General features: G+C 61.8%; 14 protein-coding genes. 6 read left to right on the top strand and 8 right to left on the bottom strand.

From position 1 onward, the window contains the following. Window positions 1-189 precede the first annotated feature (189 nt). Window positions 190-735, bottom strand: coding sequence for a YcbK family protein (locus NTA49_RS11540; protein ID WP_258294933.1), 546 nt, complete (start codon window positions 733-735; stop codon window positions 190-192). A 341-nt stretch (window positions 736-1076) separates the two neighbouring features. Between NTA49_RS11540 and NTA49_RS11535 the strand changes: the two genes are divergently transcribed. From NTA49_RS11535 to NTA49_RS11520, 4 genes are read left to right on the top strand one after another with little or no spacing between them, the layout of a single operon-like run. Further along, a complete protein-coding gene (locus NTA49_RS11535; RefSeq protein ID WP_258294932.1) occupies window positions 1077-2678 on the top strand; it encodes a L,D-transpeptidase family protein in 1602 nt (533 codons plus the stop codon). A gap of 25 nt (window positions 2679-2703) precedes the next feature. Next, window positions 2704-3795 (top strand): UDP-3-O-(3-hydroxymyristoyl)glucosamine N-acyltransferase, encoded by a 1092-nt coding sequence (lpxD, locus tag NTA49_RS11530; RefSeq protein ID WP_258294929.1) that lies wholly within the window; start codon window positions 2704-2706, stop codon window positions 3793-3795. A 38-nt stretch (window positions 3796-3833) separates the two neighbouring features. Further along, complete coding sequence (locus tag NTA49_RS11525; protein ID WP_258294926.1) at window positions 3834-4100, top strand: acyl carrier protein; 267 nt, start codon at window positions 3834-3836, stop codon at window positions 4098-4100. Then, on the top strand, window positions 4097-5308 hold the full coding sequence (locus NTA49_RS11520; protein WP_258294925.1) for a beta-ketoacyl-[acyl-carrier-protein] synthase family protein: 1212 nt from the start codon (window positions 4097-4099) through the stop codon (window positions 5306-5308). The genes NTA49_RS11525 and NTA49_RS11520 overlap by 4 nt, the downstream gene beginning before the upstream one ends. 82 nt (window positions 5309-5390) lie before the next feature. Here NTA49_RS11520 and NTA49_RS11515 read toward each other — a convergent pair whose 3' ends face one another. Continuing rightward, the gene (locus NTA49_RS11515) at window positions 5391-6044 is read right to left on the bottom strand and encodes an invasion associated locus B family protein (protein WP_258294924.1); all 654 of its coding nucleotides are present in this window, start codon (window positions 6042-6044) and stop codon (window positions 5391-5393) included. A gap of 515 nt (window positions 6045-6559) precedes the next feature. On the opposite strand from NTA49_RS11515, the gene NTA49_RS11510 reads away from it, so the two are divergent. After that, the gene (locus NTA49_RS11510; RefSeq protein ID WP_258294922.1) at window positions 6560-8104 is read left to right on the top strand and encodes a DUF853 domain-containing protein; all 1545 of its coding nucleotides are present in this window, start codon (window positions 6560-6562) and stop codon (window positions 8102-8104) included. Between the two features lie 76 nt (window positions 8105-8180). Here the strand turns inward: NTA49_RS11510 and NTA49_RS11505 are convergent, their stop codons facing one another. The 5 genes from NTA49_RS11505 to NTA49_RS11485 all read right to left on the bottom strand — a co-directional run bounded on the left by NTA49_RS11505 (window position 8181) and on the right by NTA49_RS11485 (window position 13495). Then, the gene (locus NTA49_RS11505) at window positions 8181-9506 is read right to left on the bottom strand and encodes a branched-chain amino acid ABC transporter permease (RefSeq protein ID WP_258294920.1); all 1326 of its coding nucleotides are present in this window, start codon (window positions 9504-9506) and stop codon (window positions 8181-8183) included. After that, on the bottom strand, window positions 9503-10513 hold the full coding sequence (locus NTA49_RS11500; RefSeq protein ID WP_258294917.1) for a branched-chain amino acid ABC transporter permease: 1011 nt from the start codon (window positions 10511-10513) through the stop codon (window positions 9503-9505). Before NTA49_RS11500 ends, NTA49_RS11505 begins: the two co-directional genes overlap by 4 nt. A gap of 74 nt (window positions 10514-10587) precedes the next feature. Further along, complete coding sequence (locus NTA49_RS11495) at window positions 10588-11412, bottom strand: ABC transporter ATP-binding protein (RefSeq protein ID WP_258294916.1); 825 nt, start codon at window positions 11410-11412, stop codon at window positions 10588-10590. Next, complete coding sequence (locus tag NTA49_RS11490; protein WP_258294915.1) at window positions 11409-12191, bottom strand: ABC transporter ATP-binding protein; 783 nt, start codon at window positions 12189-12191, stop codon at window positions 11409-11411. Before NTA49_RS11490 ends, NTA49_RS11495 begins: the two co-directional genes overlap by 4 nt. A gap of 107 nt (window positions 12192-12298) precedes the next feature. Beyond that, complete coding sequence (locus NTA49_RS11485; RefSeq protein ID WP_258294913.1) at window positions 12299-13495, bottom strand: ABC transporter substrate-binding protein; 1197 nt, start codon at window positions 13493-13495, stop codon at window positions 12299-12301. Between the two features lie 174 nt (window positions 13496-13669). Between NTA49_RS11485 and NTA49_RS11480 the strand changes: the two genes are divergently transcribed. Continuing rightward, window positions 13670-14782 (top strand): PQQ-dependent sugar dehydrogenase, encoded by a 1113-nt coding sequence (locus NTA49_RS11480; RefSeq protein ID WP_258294912.1) that lies wholly within the window; start codon window positions 13670-13672, stop codon window positions 14780-14782. On the opposite strand, the gene NTA49_RS11475 is transcribed toward NTA49_RS11480, so the two are convergent. Further along, on the bottom strand, window positions 14783-15787 hold the full coding sequence (locus NTA49_RS11475; RefSeq protein WP_258294911.1) for a GlxA family transcriptional regulator: 1005 nt from the start codon (window positions 15785-15787) through the stop codon (window positions 14783-14785). It lies immediately after the preceding gene. Window positions 15788-15940: the final 153 nt, after the last annotated feature.

The following is a 15940-nucleotide window of genomic DNA, read 5'->3' as shown; positions in this document are numbered from 1 at the left end:
CTGAGCGTTTTCGCTATATCACGCAAAAGAGATGCCGCCGTGGGAACCATTTCCGCAGAAGGGTGTTACCCATGTACCTGCGCGGCACTGCTTCTCATCCCCCGAGCTTCAATGCAGTCCTGTCGCCGCGCAGCAAAAAGGGCGCCGATCCGGGCGCCCTTTTTCGCAAGTTCGATCCAAGGTGGCTGCTTAGCCGCCCCAGTTGCGCACGGCACCGCAGTCCATGTGGACAAAGTTCGAGCCGGAATAGCGCCCGACGCCGCCGCCATGGCAGGCAGATGCGGCCTGTGCGATCTGGTTGACCGACCGTGAGGACAGCCGCAGATCAGCTGCCTGGCCCTTCATGTGAAGCGAATTTTTCGCAACACCGCCACTGCGCGAGCGCAGCATCGCGTTCGTCTTGGGCGAACGGTAGCCCGACAACAGCATGTAGGGTTCGTTGACATCCATCAGATTGTGCGCGGCGGCCATGATATCAACGGTGCGCAGGTCCATCCTGACCACATCGTCGGTGCGCCAATCACGCATGAACTGATTGATTTCATTGACGGCGTCACCGATATAGTCGCCCTCGATCCAATAGATCATATCCAGCCGTTCACCGGTGCGGCCCGAATACATGCGGATGCGCCGGATGTCGCCGGCGCCGCGCAAAAAGCCGGCTGCGTTGGAAAGTGTTGGTGCTGCGGCCACTGTCGTTGCAGCGAATGCGCCCAAGAGTGCGCGGCGGGTCATCCCCGTAGTGCATTTTTCAGTCATGATTCTGCGCCGTCCCGTAAGTCTGCCTGGCCGTGATGTTACACGGGCAATTTCATCTCATCCCCAGATGTGGGAACTGTATTACATAGCGAGAATCGTTAACCAAGTGTTGAATCCCGAGGGTTCCGACTATCAAGAGTTTTAGGCGAATTTTTGCGCACAATCGGGAGCATGTGCTTTTCCTGCCCTTGGGCGATGCAAGCCCGCCTCAGAGGACACACTTATCTAAAATCCCGCGTAAAAGTGAGTGGACAGCAGTGCACTCGCCGTAGGACAAGCGTCTCAAACACTTTGCGACCATCTGGATTGGGATTATCATGACGCTTTCAGGCAACAGAATTTGGACGGTCTTGGCCGCGCTGGCAACGATCCTCGCTCTCTGGAGCGTGCCGGCCTCTGCGCAGGTCACCGCGTTCAAACAGGCCGTCGCCGAGGCCGCGTCGAGCGACAAGGATATCGCCGCGTTCTATCAATCCAATGGCTACGACAGCATCTGGACAGGCGGCACCAGCCGCGACCGCGACCGCCGCGCGGCGCTGATCAGGGCGCTGGAAACTGCCGACGATCACGGTCTGCCGGTGTCTCGATATGACCCTCAGGCGTTGATTGCAAAGATGAAATCGGCCCGCACCCCGCGCGACATGGGGCTGGTCGAGGTCGAGATCAGCCGCGTGTTCCTGCAATATGCGCGCGACGTGCAGACCGGCCTGCTGGTGCCTTCGCGTGTCGACAGCCGCATCGTGCGGCAGGTGCCTTACCGGGACCGCACGTCCTATCTGGTGAATTTCACCAAATCCTCGCCCACGGGTTTCTTCAAGGCGCTGCCGCCCAGAACCCACGAATACACCGCGCTGATGAAGCAAAAGCTGCGGATGGAGCGTTTGATGGCCGAAGGTGGCTGGGGCCAGACGGTGCCTGCAGGCAAGCTTGAGCCCGGACAATCCGGCAATGCCGTGGTGATCATGCGCAACCGCCTGATGGCGATGGGTTTTCTTGATCGCACCGCCTCGCAATCCTACGACGCCAAGATGACGGCGGCAGTGCAGCAGTTTCAGTTGGCACATGGGCTGGCTGTCGACGGCGTGGCCGGTCAGACAACCCTGGTCGAGATGAACCGCTCGGTCGAGGAGCGTCTGCAGTCGATCATCGTCGCGATGGAGCGCGAACGCTGGATGAACAAGGAACGCGGCAGCCGCCATATCCTTGTGAACATTCCCGATTTCACCGCCAAGGTGATCGACAACGGCAAGCTTACCTTCGAGACACGCTCGGTTGTCGGTGCCACCAACTCCGACCGTCCGACGCCTGAATTTTCCGACGTGATGGAGTTCATGGTCATCAACCCCAGTTGGTATGTCCCGCGATCCATTGTGACCTCGGAATATCTGCCCGCGCTGAAGCGGAACCCCAACGCGGTCAGCCACATCGAGATCACCGACAGCAAGGGCCGCCGGATCAACCGCGGCGCGGTGAACTTCAACCAGTACACCGAGCGCACGTTCCCGTTCTCGATGCGCCAGCCGCCCAGCAAGGGCAACGCGCTGGGTCTGGTGAAGTTCATGTTCCCGAACCGTCACAACATCTACTTGCACGATACCCCCTCCAAAAGCCTGTTTGACCGCGAATCCCGCGCGTTCAGCCACGGCTGCGTGCGTCTGGCCGATCCGTTCGATTTTGCATATACGCTGCTGGCCAAGCAGACGAGCGACCCCAAGGGGCTGTTCCAGGGCAAGCTGGCAAGCGGCAACGAGCAGACCGTGATGCTGGAGCAGCCGGTGCCGGTGCACATCATCTACCGCACCGCCTTTACCACGCCGAAGGGCGACACCCAGTACCGCCGCGACATCTATGGCCGCGACGCGAGGATCTGGGATGCTCTGTCTCAGGCAGGGGTGGCCTTGCGCGCGGTTCAGGGTTAATTCGGTCCCCAAAAGGGGAAATGCGATGCATTATTCGGTAAAAGAGATTGCAGCGGCGCTTGGGGCGGAAGCCTTTGGCGCCGTTGACCTTTTGATCACCGGCGTGAATGAGCCGGCGCTTGCCTCGGCGGATCAGCTGGCGATGGCCACCTCTGCCAAATATGCCGAAAGCCTGTCGATGGGGTCTGCGCGCGCCGCCGTCCTGTGGCAGGGCGCGGATTGGCAGGCGCTGGGGCTTGAGGCCGCAATCGTGCCCGCGCGACCCCGTTTCGCGATGGCGGGGCTGACCCGGATGATGGACCGGGGGCAGGGATATGGCACGGGTATCCATCCCAGTGCGGTAATCGACCCCACCGCCAAAATCGCGAGTGACGTCAGCATCGGCCCGCTTTGTGTGGTCATGGCCGGGGCCGAGATCGGCGCGGGGTCGGTGATCGGCCCGCAGTGTTTTATCGGCACCGAAGCATCCATTGGCCCCGACGCCTATCTGCGCGAGCAGGTCTCTGTCGGGGCCTATTGCCGGATCGGTGCGCGGTTCATTGCACAACCCGGCGGGCGCGTTGGCCCCGACGGCTTTTCCTTTGTCACCCCCGAGGTGTCGGGGGCCGAGCAGGCGCGCGCCTCGCTGGGGGCGGACAACACCGCCAAGCCGCAAGCCTATGCGCGCATCCACTCGCTTGGCGCCGTCATCATCGGGGATGATGTGGAACTGGGTGCAAATTCGACCATCGACAGCGGCACCATCCGCGCCACACGCATCGGCAACGGCACCAAAATCGACAACCAGGTGCAGCTGGGCCACAACTGTGTCATCGGCAACGACACGCTGCTGTGCGCTGGCGTTGGTGTCGCCGGGTCGACGGTGGTGGGCAACAACGTGGTACTGGGCGGGCAGACCGGGGTTGGCGACAATCTGACCATCGGCGACCGGGTCATCTGCGGCGGCGGCACCAAGGTGCTGTCCTCGGTGCCTGCGGGCCGTGTGATGCTGGGCTATCCTGCGACCAAGATGGAAAGCCAGCTTGAGACCTACAAGGCGTTGCGCCGTCTGCCACGGCTCTTTCGCGATGTGGCGGCCTTGCAGAAATCGGTTTTCAAGTCCGGCAACAGTGACTAAGTCTTGCGCGAACCGAGGGCCAATGGGGGGACGACCAGATGAGCGTCAAGGACAAGGTTATCGCAATTATCGCTGAACAGGCCGTGCTGGAGCCGTCCGATGTGACGCTGGACAGCACGCTGGAAAGCCTGGGCATCGACAGTCTGGGACTGGTCGAGAGCATATTTGCCATCGAGGAAGAGTTCGACATTTCCGTGCCCTTCAACGCGAACGACCCCAGCGAAAGCGATTTCGACATCTCTACCGTGGCGTCGATCGTCAGCGGCATCGAAAAGCTGATGGTGGAGCAAAAGGGGTCGGTATGAAACGCGTCGTCATAACCGGCGCGGGAACGATCAATGCGCTGGGGCACAGCGTCGCCGACACGATGGAGGCGATGCGCGAGGGCCGCTGCGGCATCGGACCGCTGGAGTTTCAGGACGTCGACCGGCTGGCGATCCGTATCGGAGGCCAGGTGCGGGGTTTCGAGGCGGAGGGGCGCTATAATCGTCAGCAAATGAGCCTTTATGACCGGTTTACCCAATTCACGCTGGCCGCCGCCAAGGAGGCGATCACGCAATCTGGCCTGACCTTCAGCGGTGAACTTTCGGCCAAGTCCGGCGTCGTGCTGGGCACCGCCGGGGGCGGCGTCAGCACTTGGGATGCAAACTATCGCAGCGTCTACGAGGAGGGCAAGAACCGCGTACATCCCTTCGTGGTGCCGAAACTGATGAACAACGCCGCCGCCAGCCATGTCAGCATGGAATACAACCTAAAGGGGCCCTCGTTCACCGTCTCGACAGCCTGTGCATCGTCCAATCACGCGATGGCGCAGGCGTTCCAGATGGTGCGCACAGGGATGGCGCCCGCGATGGTCACCGGCGGTTCTGAATCCATGCTGTGCTTTGGCGGGGTCAAGGCCTGGGAGGGGCTGCGCGTGATGTCGCGCGATGCCTGCCGTCCGTTTTCGGCCAACCGCAACGGCATGGTGCAGGGCGAGGGGGCGGGCATCTTTGTCTTTGAGGAAATGGAACACGCCCGCAGGCGTGGTGCGGACATTCTGTGCGAGGTAGCAGGTTTTGCCATGTCATCGGACGCCAGCGACATCGTGATGCCATCCAAGAACGGTGCTGCGCGCGCGATGATCGGGGCGCTGGCCGACGCCAGGGTAAACCGCGACGAAGTGGGGTATATCAACGCTCACGGCACCGGCACCACCGCCAATGACAAGACCGAGTGTGCCGCCGTGGCCGATGTGTTCGGGCCCCATGCCGACAAGCTGATGATCTCGTCGACCAAGTCGATGCACGGCCATCTGATCGGCGGCACCGGTGCGGTCGAACTTTTGGCCTGCATCATGGCGCTGCGCGACGGGGTGATCGCGCCCACCATCGGCTATGAAGAGCCCGACCCCGAATGCGCGCTGGACGTGGTGCCCAACGAGGCGCGCGAAGTGTCGGTCGACGTGGTGCTGTCGAATGCCTTTGCCTTTGGCGGCATGAACGCGGTGCTGGCCCTGCGCAAGGTCGCCTGAGCGGCCACAGCGCGCGCACCCCATGAAAAAGGCCGCGCCCCGATTGGGAACGCGGCCTTGTCTCAACCGGAAACCGGCGGGCTTATTGTTCGATCACCGAGGCCTTGGCGAAGCTGTCGGTGAACCCGTTCAGCGACAATGTCAGCTCGACCGTCTGGTCGGGCGCCAGTGCGGGCACGATGGTGATGGTTGCGTTCGCACCGCGACGGAACGCGGCGACGTCCTGTTCGACCAGACCGATGCGCGCATAGCAACCAACCTGGTTGCAGAACGCATAGGGATAGGCGCGCGCACTGCCGCCATCTACCGCGATCTTCAACTGCGCGGGCAGCGAGGTTTCCAGCGGCACGACGATGGTGGCCCCGGCCACGGCCTTGCCACCTTCGGGCAGGCGGAACAGTGAGAATTCGGCGACCGGAATGCCTTCGCCATCATCCATCAGCTGATACATCTGGCAGGGGTCGGTTTCTTCCTCGGTCTTGATGCAGCGCATTTCCCAGGCGCCGATCGTCTCGGCGGTATAGGGCCTGCCCAGTTCGGGGTCGGCATCTGCATCGGCGCCCAGGGACAGCTGCGATTCAATTTCGCTTGCGGTGCCCGATTGCGTTTCGACGGGTGCGGCTTCGCTCTCGGGTGTCGTTTCCTGCTCGGGTGTCGTGTCCTGCGCCCAAAGGGCCGCCGGAACGCTCAGAGCCACAACGGCTGTCAGCACCAGGGTTTTGATCGAATATGACATCTTAACTTCCAGACTTGGTTGCTTTGATATTCAGTTAACACGCACGTGCGGCACTGTCAGGGGCCGCAGCCGCGAAAAACCATGCATACAGGCAGTTTTCTGCCGTCTAAACAGTACACTGTCACAGATAGAAAAAAGAGCAACCGGGACAAACAGAAAAGAGGACCCGCAAGGACCCTCTTTTCAAGTGATATCTCCCCGTCGGACTGGCCGACTTATTTTGACCAGAGCGTATGCAATGGCACAGAAGCGGTCAACCGGAAATCTGCACCTTTCGCATGTTTGTAGACGGGACAACCAAGTTGGCCGGGTATTTGCCACCGAACCGCCTGTTTTTATGGCAAAAAAGGCCGCACCCGAAGGCGCGGCCAGTCTGACAGGGAGGAAGTTATCCCGCACCCGAAAGGACAAGTAGGTGCGGAATGAAAATCACTATGGTCCTAATAGGTTAAGTTAGTATGGTCATCCAAACAGGTTTTGCCGGACGCAAAGCTGGCAAGGAACGGGAACGACAGATGGAAGACGCAGTATTCTTGGGCGGTGGCGGGCCGGATTATGGCACCAAACAGGGGCTGAGCCTGAAGTATGCAAACCGTCACGGTCTGATCGCGGGGGCGACGGGTACGGGCAAGACCGTGACGCTGCAAATCCTGGCCGAGGGGTTTTCTGCGGCGGGCGTGCCGGTGTTCATGTCCGACATCAAAGGGGACCTGTCGGGGCTGGCCAGAGCAGGCAGCGAGACGCACAAGCTGCACGCGCCCTTTACCGAACGCGCGGCGACCATCGGCTTTGCCGACTACACCTATGCCGCTTTTCCCGTCACTTTCTGGGATCTCTTCGGCGAACAGGGGCATCCCGTGCGCACCACGGTGTCGGAAATGGGCCCGCTGTTGCTGAGCCAGTTGCTTGACCTCAGCGAACCGCAAGAGGGCATTCTGAACATCGCCTTTCGTCTGGCGGACGAGGAGGGCTTGCCGCTGCTCGACCTGAAAGACCTGCAGGCGCTGCTGATCTGGATCGGCGAGAACGCCAGCGCGCTTTCGCTGCGCTATGGCAATGTCGCATCGTCGTCCATCGGCGCGATCCAGCGGCGGTTGCTGGTGTTGGAGAACCAGGGCGGCACGAACCTGTTCGGGGAACCTGCGCTGGCGCTGTCTGACCTGATGCGCTGCGATGCGGATGGGCGGGGGATGGTGAACATCCTGGCCTCGGACAAGCTGATGGGCGCGCCCAAGCTTTATGCGACATTCCTGTTGTGGCTGCTCAGCGAGCTGTTCGAGGAATTGCCCGAGGTGGGCGATCCTGACAAACCCAAACTGGTGTTTTTCTTCGACGAGGCGCATCTGCTGTTCGACGATGCCCCGAAGGCGCTGGTGGACAAGGTGGAACAGGTGGCGCGGCTGATCCGGTCCAAGGGGGTTGGTGTCTATTTCGTCACCCAGAACCCGGCGGATGTGCCTGACGACATCCTTGGGCAGTTGGGCAACCGGGTTCAGCACGCCCTGCGCGCATTCACTGCCAAGGACCGTAAGGAATTGCGCATGGCCGCACAGACCTACCGCGAGAACACCGCCTTTGACACCGAGGCGGCGATCCGCGAGGTGGGCGTGGGCGAGGCCGTGACTTCCATGCTGCAAAAGAAGGGCGTGCCGGGGATTGTCGAGCGCACGCTGATCCGGCCGCCGTCGTCGCAACTGGGACCGATCACGCCAGAGGAACGCGCCGAGGTCATGGCGTCATCCGACATGGCAGGCAAATACGATCAGCCGCTCGACCGCACGTCCGCTTTTGAAATCCTGCGTGATCGTGCCGCCAAGGCTGCGGCAGAGGCGGCACGTGCCGAGGAACAGGCGGAAGAGGCCGAGACCCCCGCCGCGCGCGATTTCAATGCGGGGCGGCGGTATTCCGGCACGCGGGTCACACGGTCCACGTCGCGCGCGACGCGCAGCTCGACCAGTTTTGGCGATCAGATGACCAAGATGGTGGTCAAGGAACTGACCGGCACCACGGGTCGCCGCATTGTGCGTGGTATCCTGGGCGGGCTGTTCAAGGGGCGGTAGAGCGAACCTCGACCGCCAATGAGAAAAGGCCCGGACGCGATGTCCGGGCCTTTTGTGATTTCAGACCACAGGGCCTTTACCGCTCGGGGATCAACCCGCGCGGGCTGAACCGCAGGACCAGCAGCAACACCAGACCCATCGTCAGCAGACGCATGTGCGCGGCGCTTTCGATCAGGTGGGTTTTCAACGGTGCGCCGTCGGCCATGCCCGAGGTGATCAGTTGCATGACGAAGAGGCCCATCGGTTCGACCTGAACCCACAGGAACCAGATCAGGAACCCGCCCAGCACGGCGCCCAGGTTGTTGCCCGATCCGCCGACGATCACCATCACCCAGATCAGGAAGGTAAAGCGCAGCGGCTGGTAGGTGCCCGGCGTCAACTGCCCGTCCAGCGTGGTCATCATGGCACCCGCGATGCCGCAGATCGCACTGCCCAGGATGAACACCTGCAAATGCCGTGCGGTGACGTCCTTGCCCATCGCTTCGGAGGCGTTTTCATTGTCGCGGATCGCGCGCATCATCCGGCCCCAGGGGCTGTGCAGTGCGCGCTGCGCCAGTACGAACAGGATCACCAGAACGACGGTGAAGAGGCCCGCATAGACCAATTTGACCCAGATCGTCGATGCGGTGACCGGGTCCATGCCCAGACTTGCCGCGCGGTCGAGGAAGGCAGGGTCAGCCTGCAACTCGACCTCGTAGGGCGCAGGGCGGGGCAGGCCGATGACGTTCTTGACGCCCCGGCTCAGCCAGTCCTCGTTCTTCAGCACGGCGATGATGATTTCGGCGATGCCAAGGGTCGCGATGGCCAGATAGTCACTGCGCAGACCCAGCGCCGTCTTGCCGATGATCCAGGCGACACCTGCCGCCAGAAGTCCGCCCACGGGCCAGGCCAGCAGCGTCATCCAGCCCCATGCGGCACCGCCGGGGTTGATCCCGCCAAGGTAGCCGGTCGAGGCCGGGTTGATCGCCTCGATCCGTGCGACGGAAGGGTCGAACAGGGCGCGGTAGATGAAGAAACCACCAATCAGCAGGACAAGTATCACCACCGTGCGCATCCAGCCTGCTGGCATCCGCTTGATCACCAGCGCGGTCACCACGATGGTCGCGGCCCCCATCAGCAAGGCCACGATGACGCCGACGCCACCTGCGGCCCAGGCTTCGGTGGTGGGGGGCATCGAGACCAGAACCGTCGCGAGACCGCCAAGTGCCACGAAGCCCATGATGCCGACGTTGAACAGCCCCGCAAAGCCCCATTGCAGGTTCACGCCCAAGGCCATGATCGCGCTGATCAGGCCAAAGTTCAGGATGAACAGCGCCGAGTTCCAGCTTTGCAGAAAGCCGGTGCCGATGATCAGCACGGCAACCAGCCCAAAGAGGGCGGTGTTTTTAAGCGTCTCGTTCATACCGATTTCCCCGCGAACAGTCCGGTGGGCCGGAACAACAGCACGATCAGCAGGATCACGAAGCTGACGGCGAATTTATAGTCGGTGCTCAAAAGCTGGGCCAAGCCATCTGGTGCCAGGCTTTCGGGCAGGGCGTAGCCAGCGACCTTTTTCCAGGCATAGGTTACCATGACCTCGGAAAAGGCGATGGTGAACCCGCCGGCGATGGCCCCCAGCGGACTGCCGAGGCCGCCCACGATGGCACTGGCAAAGATCGGCAGCAGCAGCTGGAAATAGGTGAAGGGTTTAAACGACTTGTCCAGCCCGTAAAGCACACCCGCGACCGTCGCCAGCGCTGCCACGATCAGCCAGGTGATCATCACCACGCGCTCGGGGTTGATGCCCGACAGCAGCGCCAGATCCTCGTTGTCGGAATAGGCGCGCATGGATTTGCCGGTGCGCGTGCGGTTCAGGAACCAGAACAGGGCCGCCACCACGATCACGGCAGTGATCACGGTGATGCCTTGGGTGGTCTTGATCGCCAGGCCCTCTTCCAGCCCGGTCATTTCGCGGAACGTGCGCACGGAAACGATGAACCGCTCGCCATCGGAGAACCGCTGGTCGTCGGGTCCGATGATGAAGCGCACCAGACCGTTCATGATGAACATCACGCCCAGCGATACGATCACGAGGATCACCGGCTTGGCCTTTTGTTCGCGGTAGAATTTATAGACCACGCGGTCGGTGAACAGCAGCAGCGCCATGCAGCCCAGAATGCCAAAGGGCAGGGCCAGAAGCGCGGTGGGCACCGGCCCCAGTGACAGACCCCAGCTTTGGAACAGCCAGGTGAACAGGATGGTCACCATCGTGCCGAAAGCCATCGTATCGCCGTGGGCAAAGTTGGAAAACCGCAGGATGCCGTAGATCAGCGTGACCCCCAGCGCCCCCAGCGCCAGCTGGCTGCCATAGGCGATCGCAGGGATCAGCACGAAGTTGGAAAGGGTCACAAAGGCGTTCAGAAGGTCCATGTGCAGGCTCCGGTCTTATGGGTGCCCGTGGGGCCGTATATGGTCGGGGGGGTGCTGGATGACATTTGCATGGCTCAGCCCCCCAGAAACGATTTGCGCACTTCGGGATCGGCCAGCAGTTCCTTGCCGGTGCCGGTAAACGCATTTGCGCCCTGCACCAGAACATAGCCTTTGTCGGCGATCTCAAGTGCTTGGCGGGCGTTCTGTTCCACCATCAGGATCGGGATTCCGGTGCGGGCGACCTCGATGATGCGGTCGAAAAGCTCGTCCATGACGATGGGGCTGACGCCCGCGGTGGGCTCGTCCAGCATCAGCACCTTGGGGCGCGTCATCAACGCGCGGCCCACGGCGACCTGCTGGCGCTGACCGCCCGACAACTCGCCCGCGGCCTGGCGGCGCTTTTCCTTGAGGATCGGGAACAGGTCATAGACCTGGGCCATCGTATCGCGGAAATCGTCGCGGCGGATGAAGGCGCCCATTTCGAGGTTTTCCTCGACGGTCATCGAGGTGAAGATGTTCGAGGTCTGCGGCACGAACCCCATGCCCTTGGCGACGCGGTCCTGCGGGCTGAGGTCGGTGATGTCTTCGCCGTCCAGCCGGACGGAGCCCTGACGCACGTTCAGCATGCCGAACACGGCCTTCATCGCGGTGGATTTGCCGGCGCCATTGGGGCCGACGATCACGGCAATCTCGCCTGCGTCCACGGCCACGGTGCAGTCATGCAGGATGTCGGGGCCATTGCCATAGCCGCCGGTCATGCTGTCGCCGATCAGGAACGCATTTTGCGTGTTCATCGCAGCACCCGTTCCGGGGTGGGCAGACAGGGTGCCTGTGCCCTTCGGGTTGGCGATCGACGCGTCCTTGTTGCCGCGTCCGTCCTTGTAGGGATTGTCGCTCATGCGCCCACCTGTTCCTTGTTCTTCAGGCCGGTGCCCAGATAGGCTTCGATCACCTGTTCGTTGGCCTTGATCTCGGCCAGCGTACCTTCGGCCAGAACCTTGCCCTCGGCCATGCAGATGACGGGGTCGCAAATCTTGCCGATGAAATCCATGTCGTGTTCGATCACCACAAAGGTGTAATTGCGTTCCTGGTTCAGGCGCAGGATCGCGTCGCCGATGGTGTTCAGCAGGGTGCGGTTGACGCCCGCGCCGACCTCGTCGAGGAAGACGATCTTTGCGTCGACCATCATGGTGCGGCCCAGCTCCAGCAGTTTTTTCTGACCGCCCGAGATCTGGCCCGCCTTGTGGTCCGCCAGGTGTTCGACGGTCAGGAATTCCAGCACCTCGTCGGCCTTCGCGCGCAGGGCGCGCTCCTCGTCGGCGATGCGCTTGCGGCCGAACCATGTGTTCCACAGCGTTTCGCCCGACTGGTTGCCCGGCACCATCATCAGGTTCTCGCGGCAGGTCATCGACGAAAATTCGTGTGCGATCTGGAACGTGCGCAACAGGCCCTTGTGGAAGAGCGTGTGCGGCGGCAGGCCGGTGATGTCCTCTCCGTTCATGGTGACACGGCCCGAGGTTGGTTTAAGAACCCCTGCGATCACGTTGAAAAGAGTGGTTTTCCCCGCGCCGTTCGGCCCGATCAGCCCGGTGATCGACCCCGGCTGGATCGACAGGCTGGCGCCGTCCACGGCGTGAAAACCGCCGAAATGTTTGTGAATGTCGTCGACGACGATCATTGGCGTTCCCATCCCTGGTGCGTGCGACCGTCTTTGATGCGGCCTGCTGGATATTTAAAAAACGGCCCGAAGTGTCCTTCGGGCCGTCCAGTGTCGTGGATCGCGGTTTAGCGGTACTTGATGGTCGAGTAAACGCCGTCTGCGAATTCGATTTCCTGATAGTTGCCAGCGGATTCGCCGGGTCCGATCAGTTCGACGGCGGATGCGCCTTCGTAATCGACTTCTTCACCGTTCTTGATCAGTTCCAGAGCCTTGGCCAGTTCGCCGGGATAGATTTTCTCGCCCGGTGCGTTGGCCACGTTCATCACGTGATCTTTATAGTCGGCCGAGTCCATCGAACCTGCCGCCTGCATCGCCAGCATGATCAGCGCTGCGGCGTCATAGCTTTCGGGTGCAAATGCGCCCGTGCCGTCAAAGCCGGCCCCTTTGGCCATTTCAACGAAGAGTGCAGCACCCTCGCTGTCGGTGCCGGGGTATGCGCCGAACGAGCCGTTCATTTCCGCGCCGAAGTTTTCGTTCAGCTTTTCGCCGACCATGCCGTCAGGCACGTAGAACGTGTCGAATGCGCCGGTGTCGAGCGCGGAGCGGATGATGCCCGAGCCACCCTGGTCGACATAGCCCGCAACAACCAGAACTTCGCCGCCGGCCGAGGCCAGAGCGCCGACTTCAGCCGAATAGTCGGCTTTGCCGTCTTCGTGCGATGTCGAGATGGTGACGGTGCCGCCCGCTTCTTCGAATGCGGCCTGGAATGCGTCGGCCAGACCTTTGCCGTAGTCGTTGTTGGTGTAGGTCAGAGCCACTTCGTTCACGCCGCGATCCTGCAGGATCTCGGTCATGATCACGCCCTGACGCGCATCCGACGGTGCGGTGCGGAAGAACAGGCCGTCATCTTCGGCGGTCGACAGGCCGGGCGATGTGGCCGATGGCGAAATCATCACGACGCCGTTGGGGCGTGCCGCGTTTTGCAGGATTGCACCGGTCACGCCCGAGCAGTCTGCGCCCATGATGGCGGAAACCTGGTCGGATGTGATCAGACGTTCGGCGGCGGACGTGGCCGCACCGGCGTCGATGCATGTGCTGTCGCCGCGGATCGAGGTGACCTTGGCACCGTCCAGCAGCGCGCCGCTTTCGGACACTTCGTTCATCGCCAGTTCAGCGCCGGCACCCATCGCGGGGGTGATCGATTCCAGCGGGCCCGTGAAGCCCAGGATCACGCCGATTTTCACTTCCTTGGCGTGTGCATCGGCAAAGGCCGCGCCCGACATCAGAGCGGTGGCCGCTGTGGCCATCAGAAACTTTTTCATATGGTAACTCCCTATTTGGAACTTTGCGTTCTCGACCAAAGCCTAAGCACCTCCATGAAAAAAGAAAAGGCATATAAGGCCGATTTGTCCCCCGGTAAGCCGTCTGGAAAGTCAGGATTTTCGATCTATCTGCCTTTTGTGAAAAAATAATTCTTACGTCAAAAGGGTGTTGCGATGCGCGTGGCTGTGATTCTGTCGATTGTGTGGACTTTGGGGGCCGGTCTGGGCGCGTCGCAGGCGCTGGCGCAGCAGACATCGGCGGGGCCCGTCGACGTGACCGCCGAGGTGGAAAACCTAGACACGCCCTGGGCGTTCGACTTTCTGCCGGACGGTGGCCTGTTGATCACCGAACGTGCGGGCACGCTTTTGCACGTGGCACCGGATGGCACCCGAACGTCGGTGTCCGGCGTGCCAGAGGTTGCGGCGCGCGGGCAGGGCGGTTTGCTGGACATCACCCTGGGACGTGATTTCGAGCAAAGCCGCAGGGTATTCATGACCTATGCCAAACCCCAGGGCGGTCGTGGCGCGGGTACGGCGCTGGCCTCGGCCACGCTGTCCGCCGATGCGCAAAGTTTAAGCAATTTGAAGCTGCTGTTCGAGATGAAGCCCGGCAACCGGGGCGGCGCGCATTTTGGCAGCCGCGTGGTCGAGGCCGAGGACGGCACGCTGTTCGTGACAGTGGGCGAGCGACAGCAGCCCGATCTGGCGCAGGATCTGAGCGAACACAACGGCACGGTCGTGCGTGTGACGCGCGATGGCAATGTGCCTGCCGACAATCCCTTTGTCGGGCAGCAGGGGGCCTTGCCGCACATCTGGTCCTACGGACATCGCAACCCGCAGGGGGCTGCATTGGACGCGCGGGGGCGTCTGTGGGTGAACGAGCATGGCGCACGGGGCGGCGACGAGGTCAACCTGATCGAGAAGGGCGCGAACTACGGCTGGCCCGTCATCAGCTATGGCCGTCAGTACAGTGGCGGCAAGATCGGCGTCGGCACCGAAAGGGAAGGCATGAAGCAGCCCGCGCATTATTGGGACCCGTCCATCGCGCCCTCGGGCATGATGTTCTATGAGGGCGATATGTTCCCCGACTGGCAGGGCGACATGTTCGTGGGTGCGCTGAAATTCGACTATATCAGCCGATTGGAGGTCGATGGCGACGACGCCACCGAGGTCGAGCAGATCAAGCTGCCCCAGACCGCCCGCGTGCGCGACATTCAGGTCGCACCCGATGGCAGTATCTGGTTTCTGGCGGTCGCGGACGGCACACTTTACCGGATGGCGCGCTGATCAGATACTCAGCCGGGCCGCGTGCGATCCGCGCTCGCGGTAGGGGGTGGTGTCGTAATGTGCGCGGTAGCATTTCGAGAAATGCGAGGGCGAGGCAAAACCGCAGGCAAGGGCCACGTTGATCACGCTCATATCGGTCTGCATCAACAGGTTGCGCGCCTTTTGCAGGCGCAGTTCCATATAGTAGCGCTTGGGCGACCGGCTGAGGTAACGGCGGAACAGACGCTCAAGCTGGCGGGTCGACATGCCCACGTCCTTGGCCAGCACCGACGGGCTTATCGGCTCTTCGATATGCGTTTCCATGATCTGGATGACCTGGCTCAGCTTGGGATGGCGCACGCCGATCCGTGTGGGCACCGACAGACGCTGGGTGTCCTGATCGGTGCGGATCGACGAATAGATCAGCTGGTCCGCGACTGCATTCGCCAGATCCTCGCCGTGATTGTCGGCGATCAGCTTCAGCATCAGGTCGATCGACGATGTGCCGCCCGCTGTGGTGATGCGCTGGCCGTCCACGACAAAGACCGATTTGGTCAGATTGACCTCTTCGAACTCCTCGGCAAAGCTGTCCTGGTTCTCCCAGTGGATTGTCGCCTTCTTGCCGTCCAGAAGCCCAGCGCGCGCCAGCGAATAGGCCGCAGTGCACAAACCGCCCATCCGCAACCCCTTGCGCGCTTCGCGGCGCAGCCAGTTCAGCAGGCGTTTGCTGGTCGCGTCCTGCACGTCGATGCCGCCGCACACCATCACGGTGTCCTCGCGGTTCAACTCTTCCAGATCGCCGTCCAGCTTGAATGCTGTTCCGGCGGAACATACCGCCGTCTCTCCGCCTTCTCCGACGATCTTCCATTCGTACAGGTCCCGCCCCGCCATGCGGTTGGCAATGCGCAGGCTTTCGACCGCCGCTGAAAAGCAAAGCAAGGTGAAGTTGTTCAAAAGAACAAAGATATAGCGTTGCGGTTTGTCTGCGGCGTCAAGCCGACTGGCAGCGGGTCGTGTTTGGGACATCGCGGCGTCCTTCTGCTAGGGTTTCGACGAAGACCCGACACCTGCGCGCAGGCACCTTTTTCACCGGGCCTTTTTGCGGCCATGCTGGAAACCCTGCCCATGCATGGGACGCGACGTCAAGAGGTCGTATTTGATGTATGGCCACTCATAGCA

The organism is Pseudosulfitobacter koreensis (assembly GCF_024733015.1).
GTDB classification, from domain to species: domain Bacteria; phylum Pseudomonadota; class Alphaproteobacteria; order Rhodobacterales; family Rhodobacteraceae; genus Pseudosulfitobacter; species Pseudosulfitobacter koreensis.
This window is presented reverse-complemented; position numbering and strand designations above follow the sequence as displayed.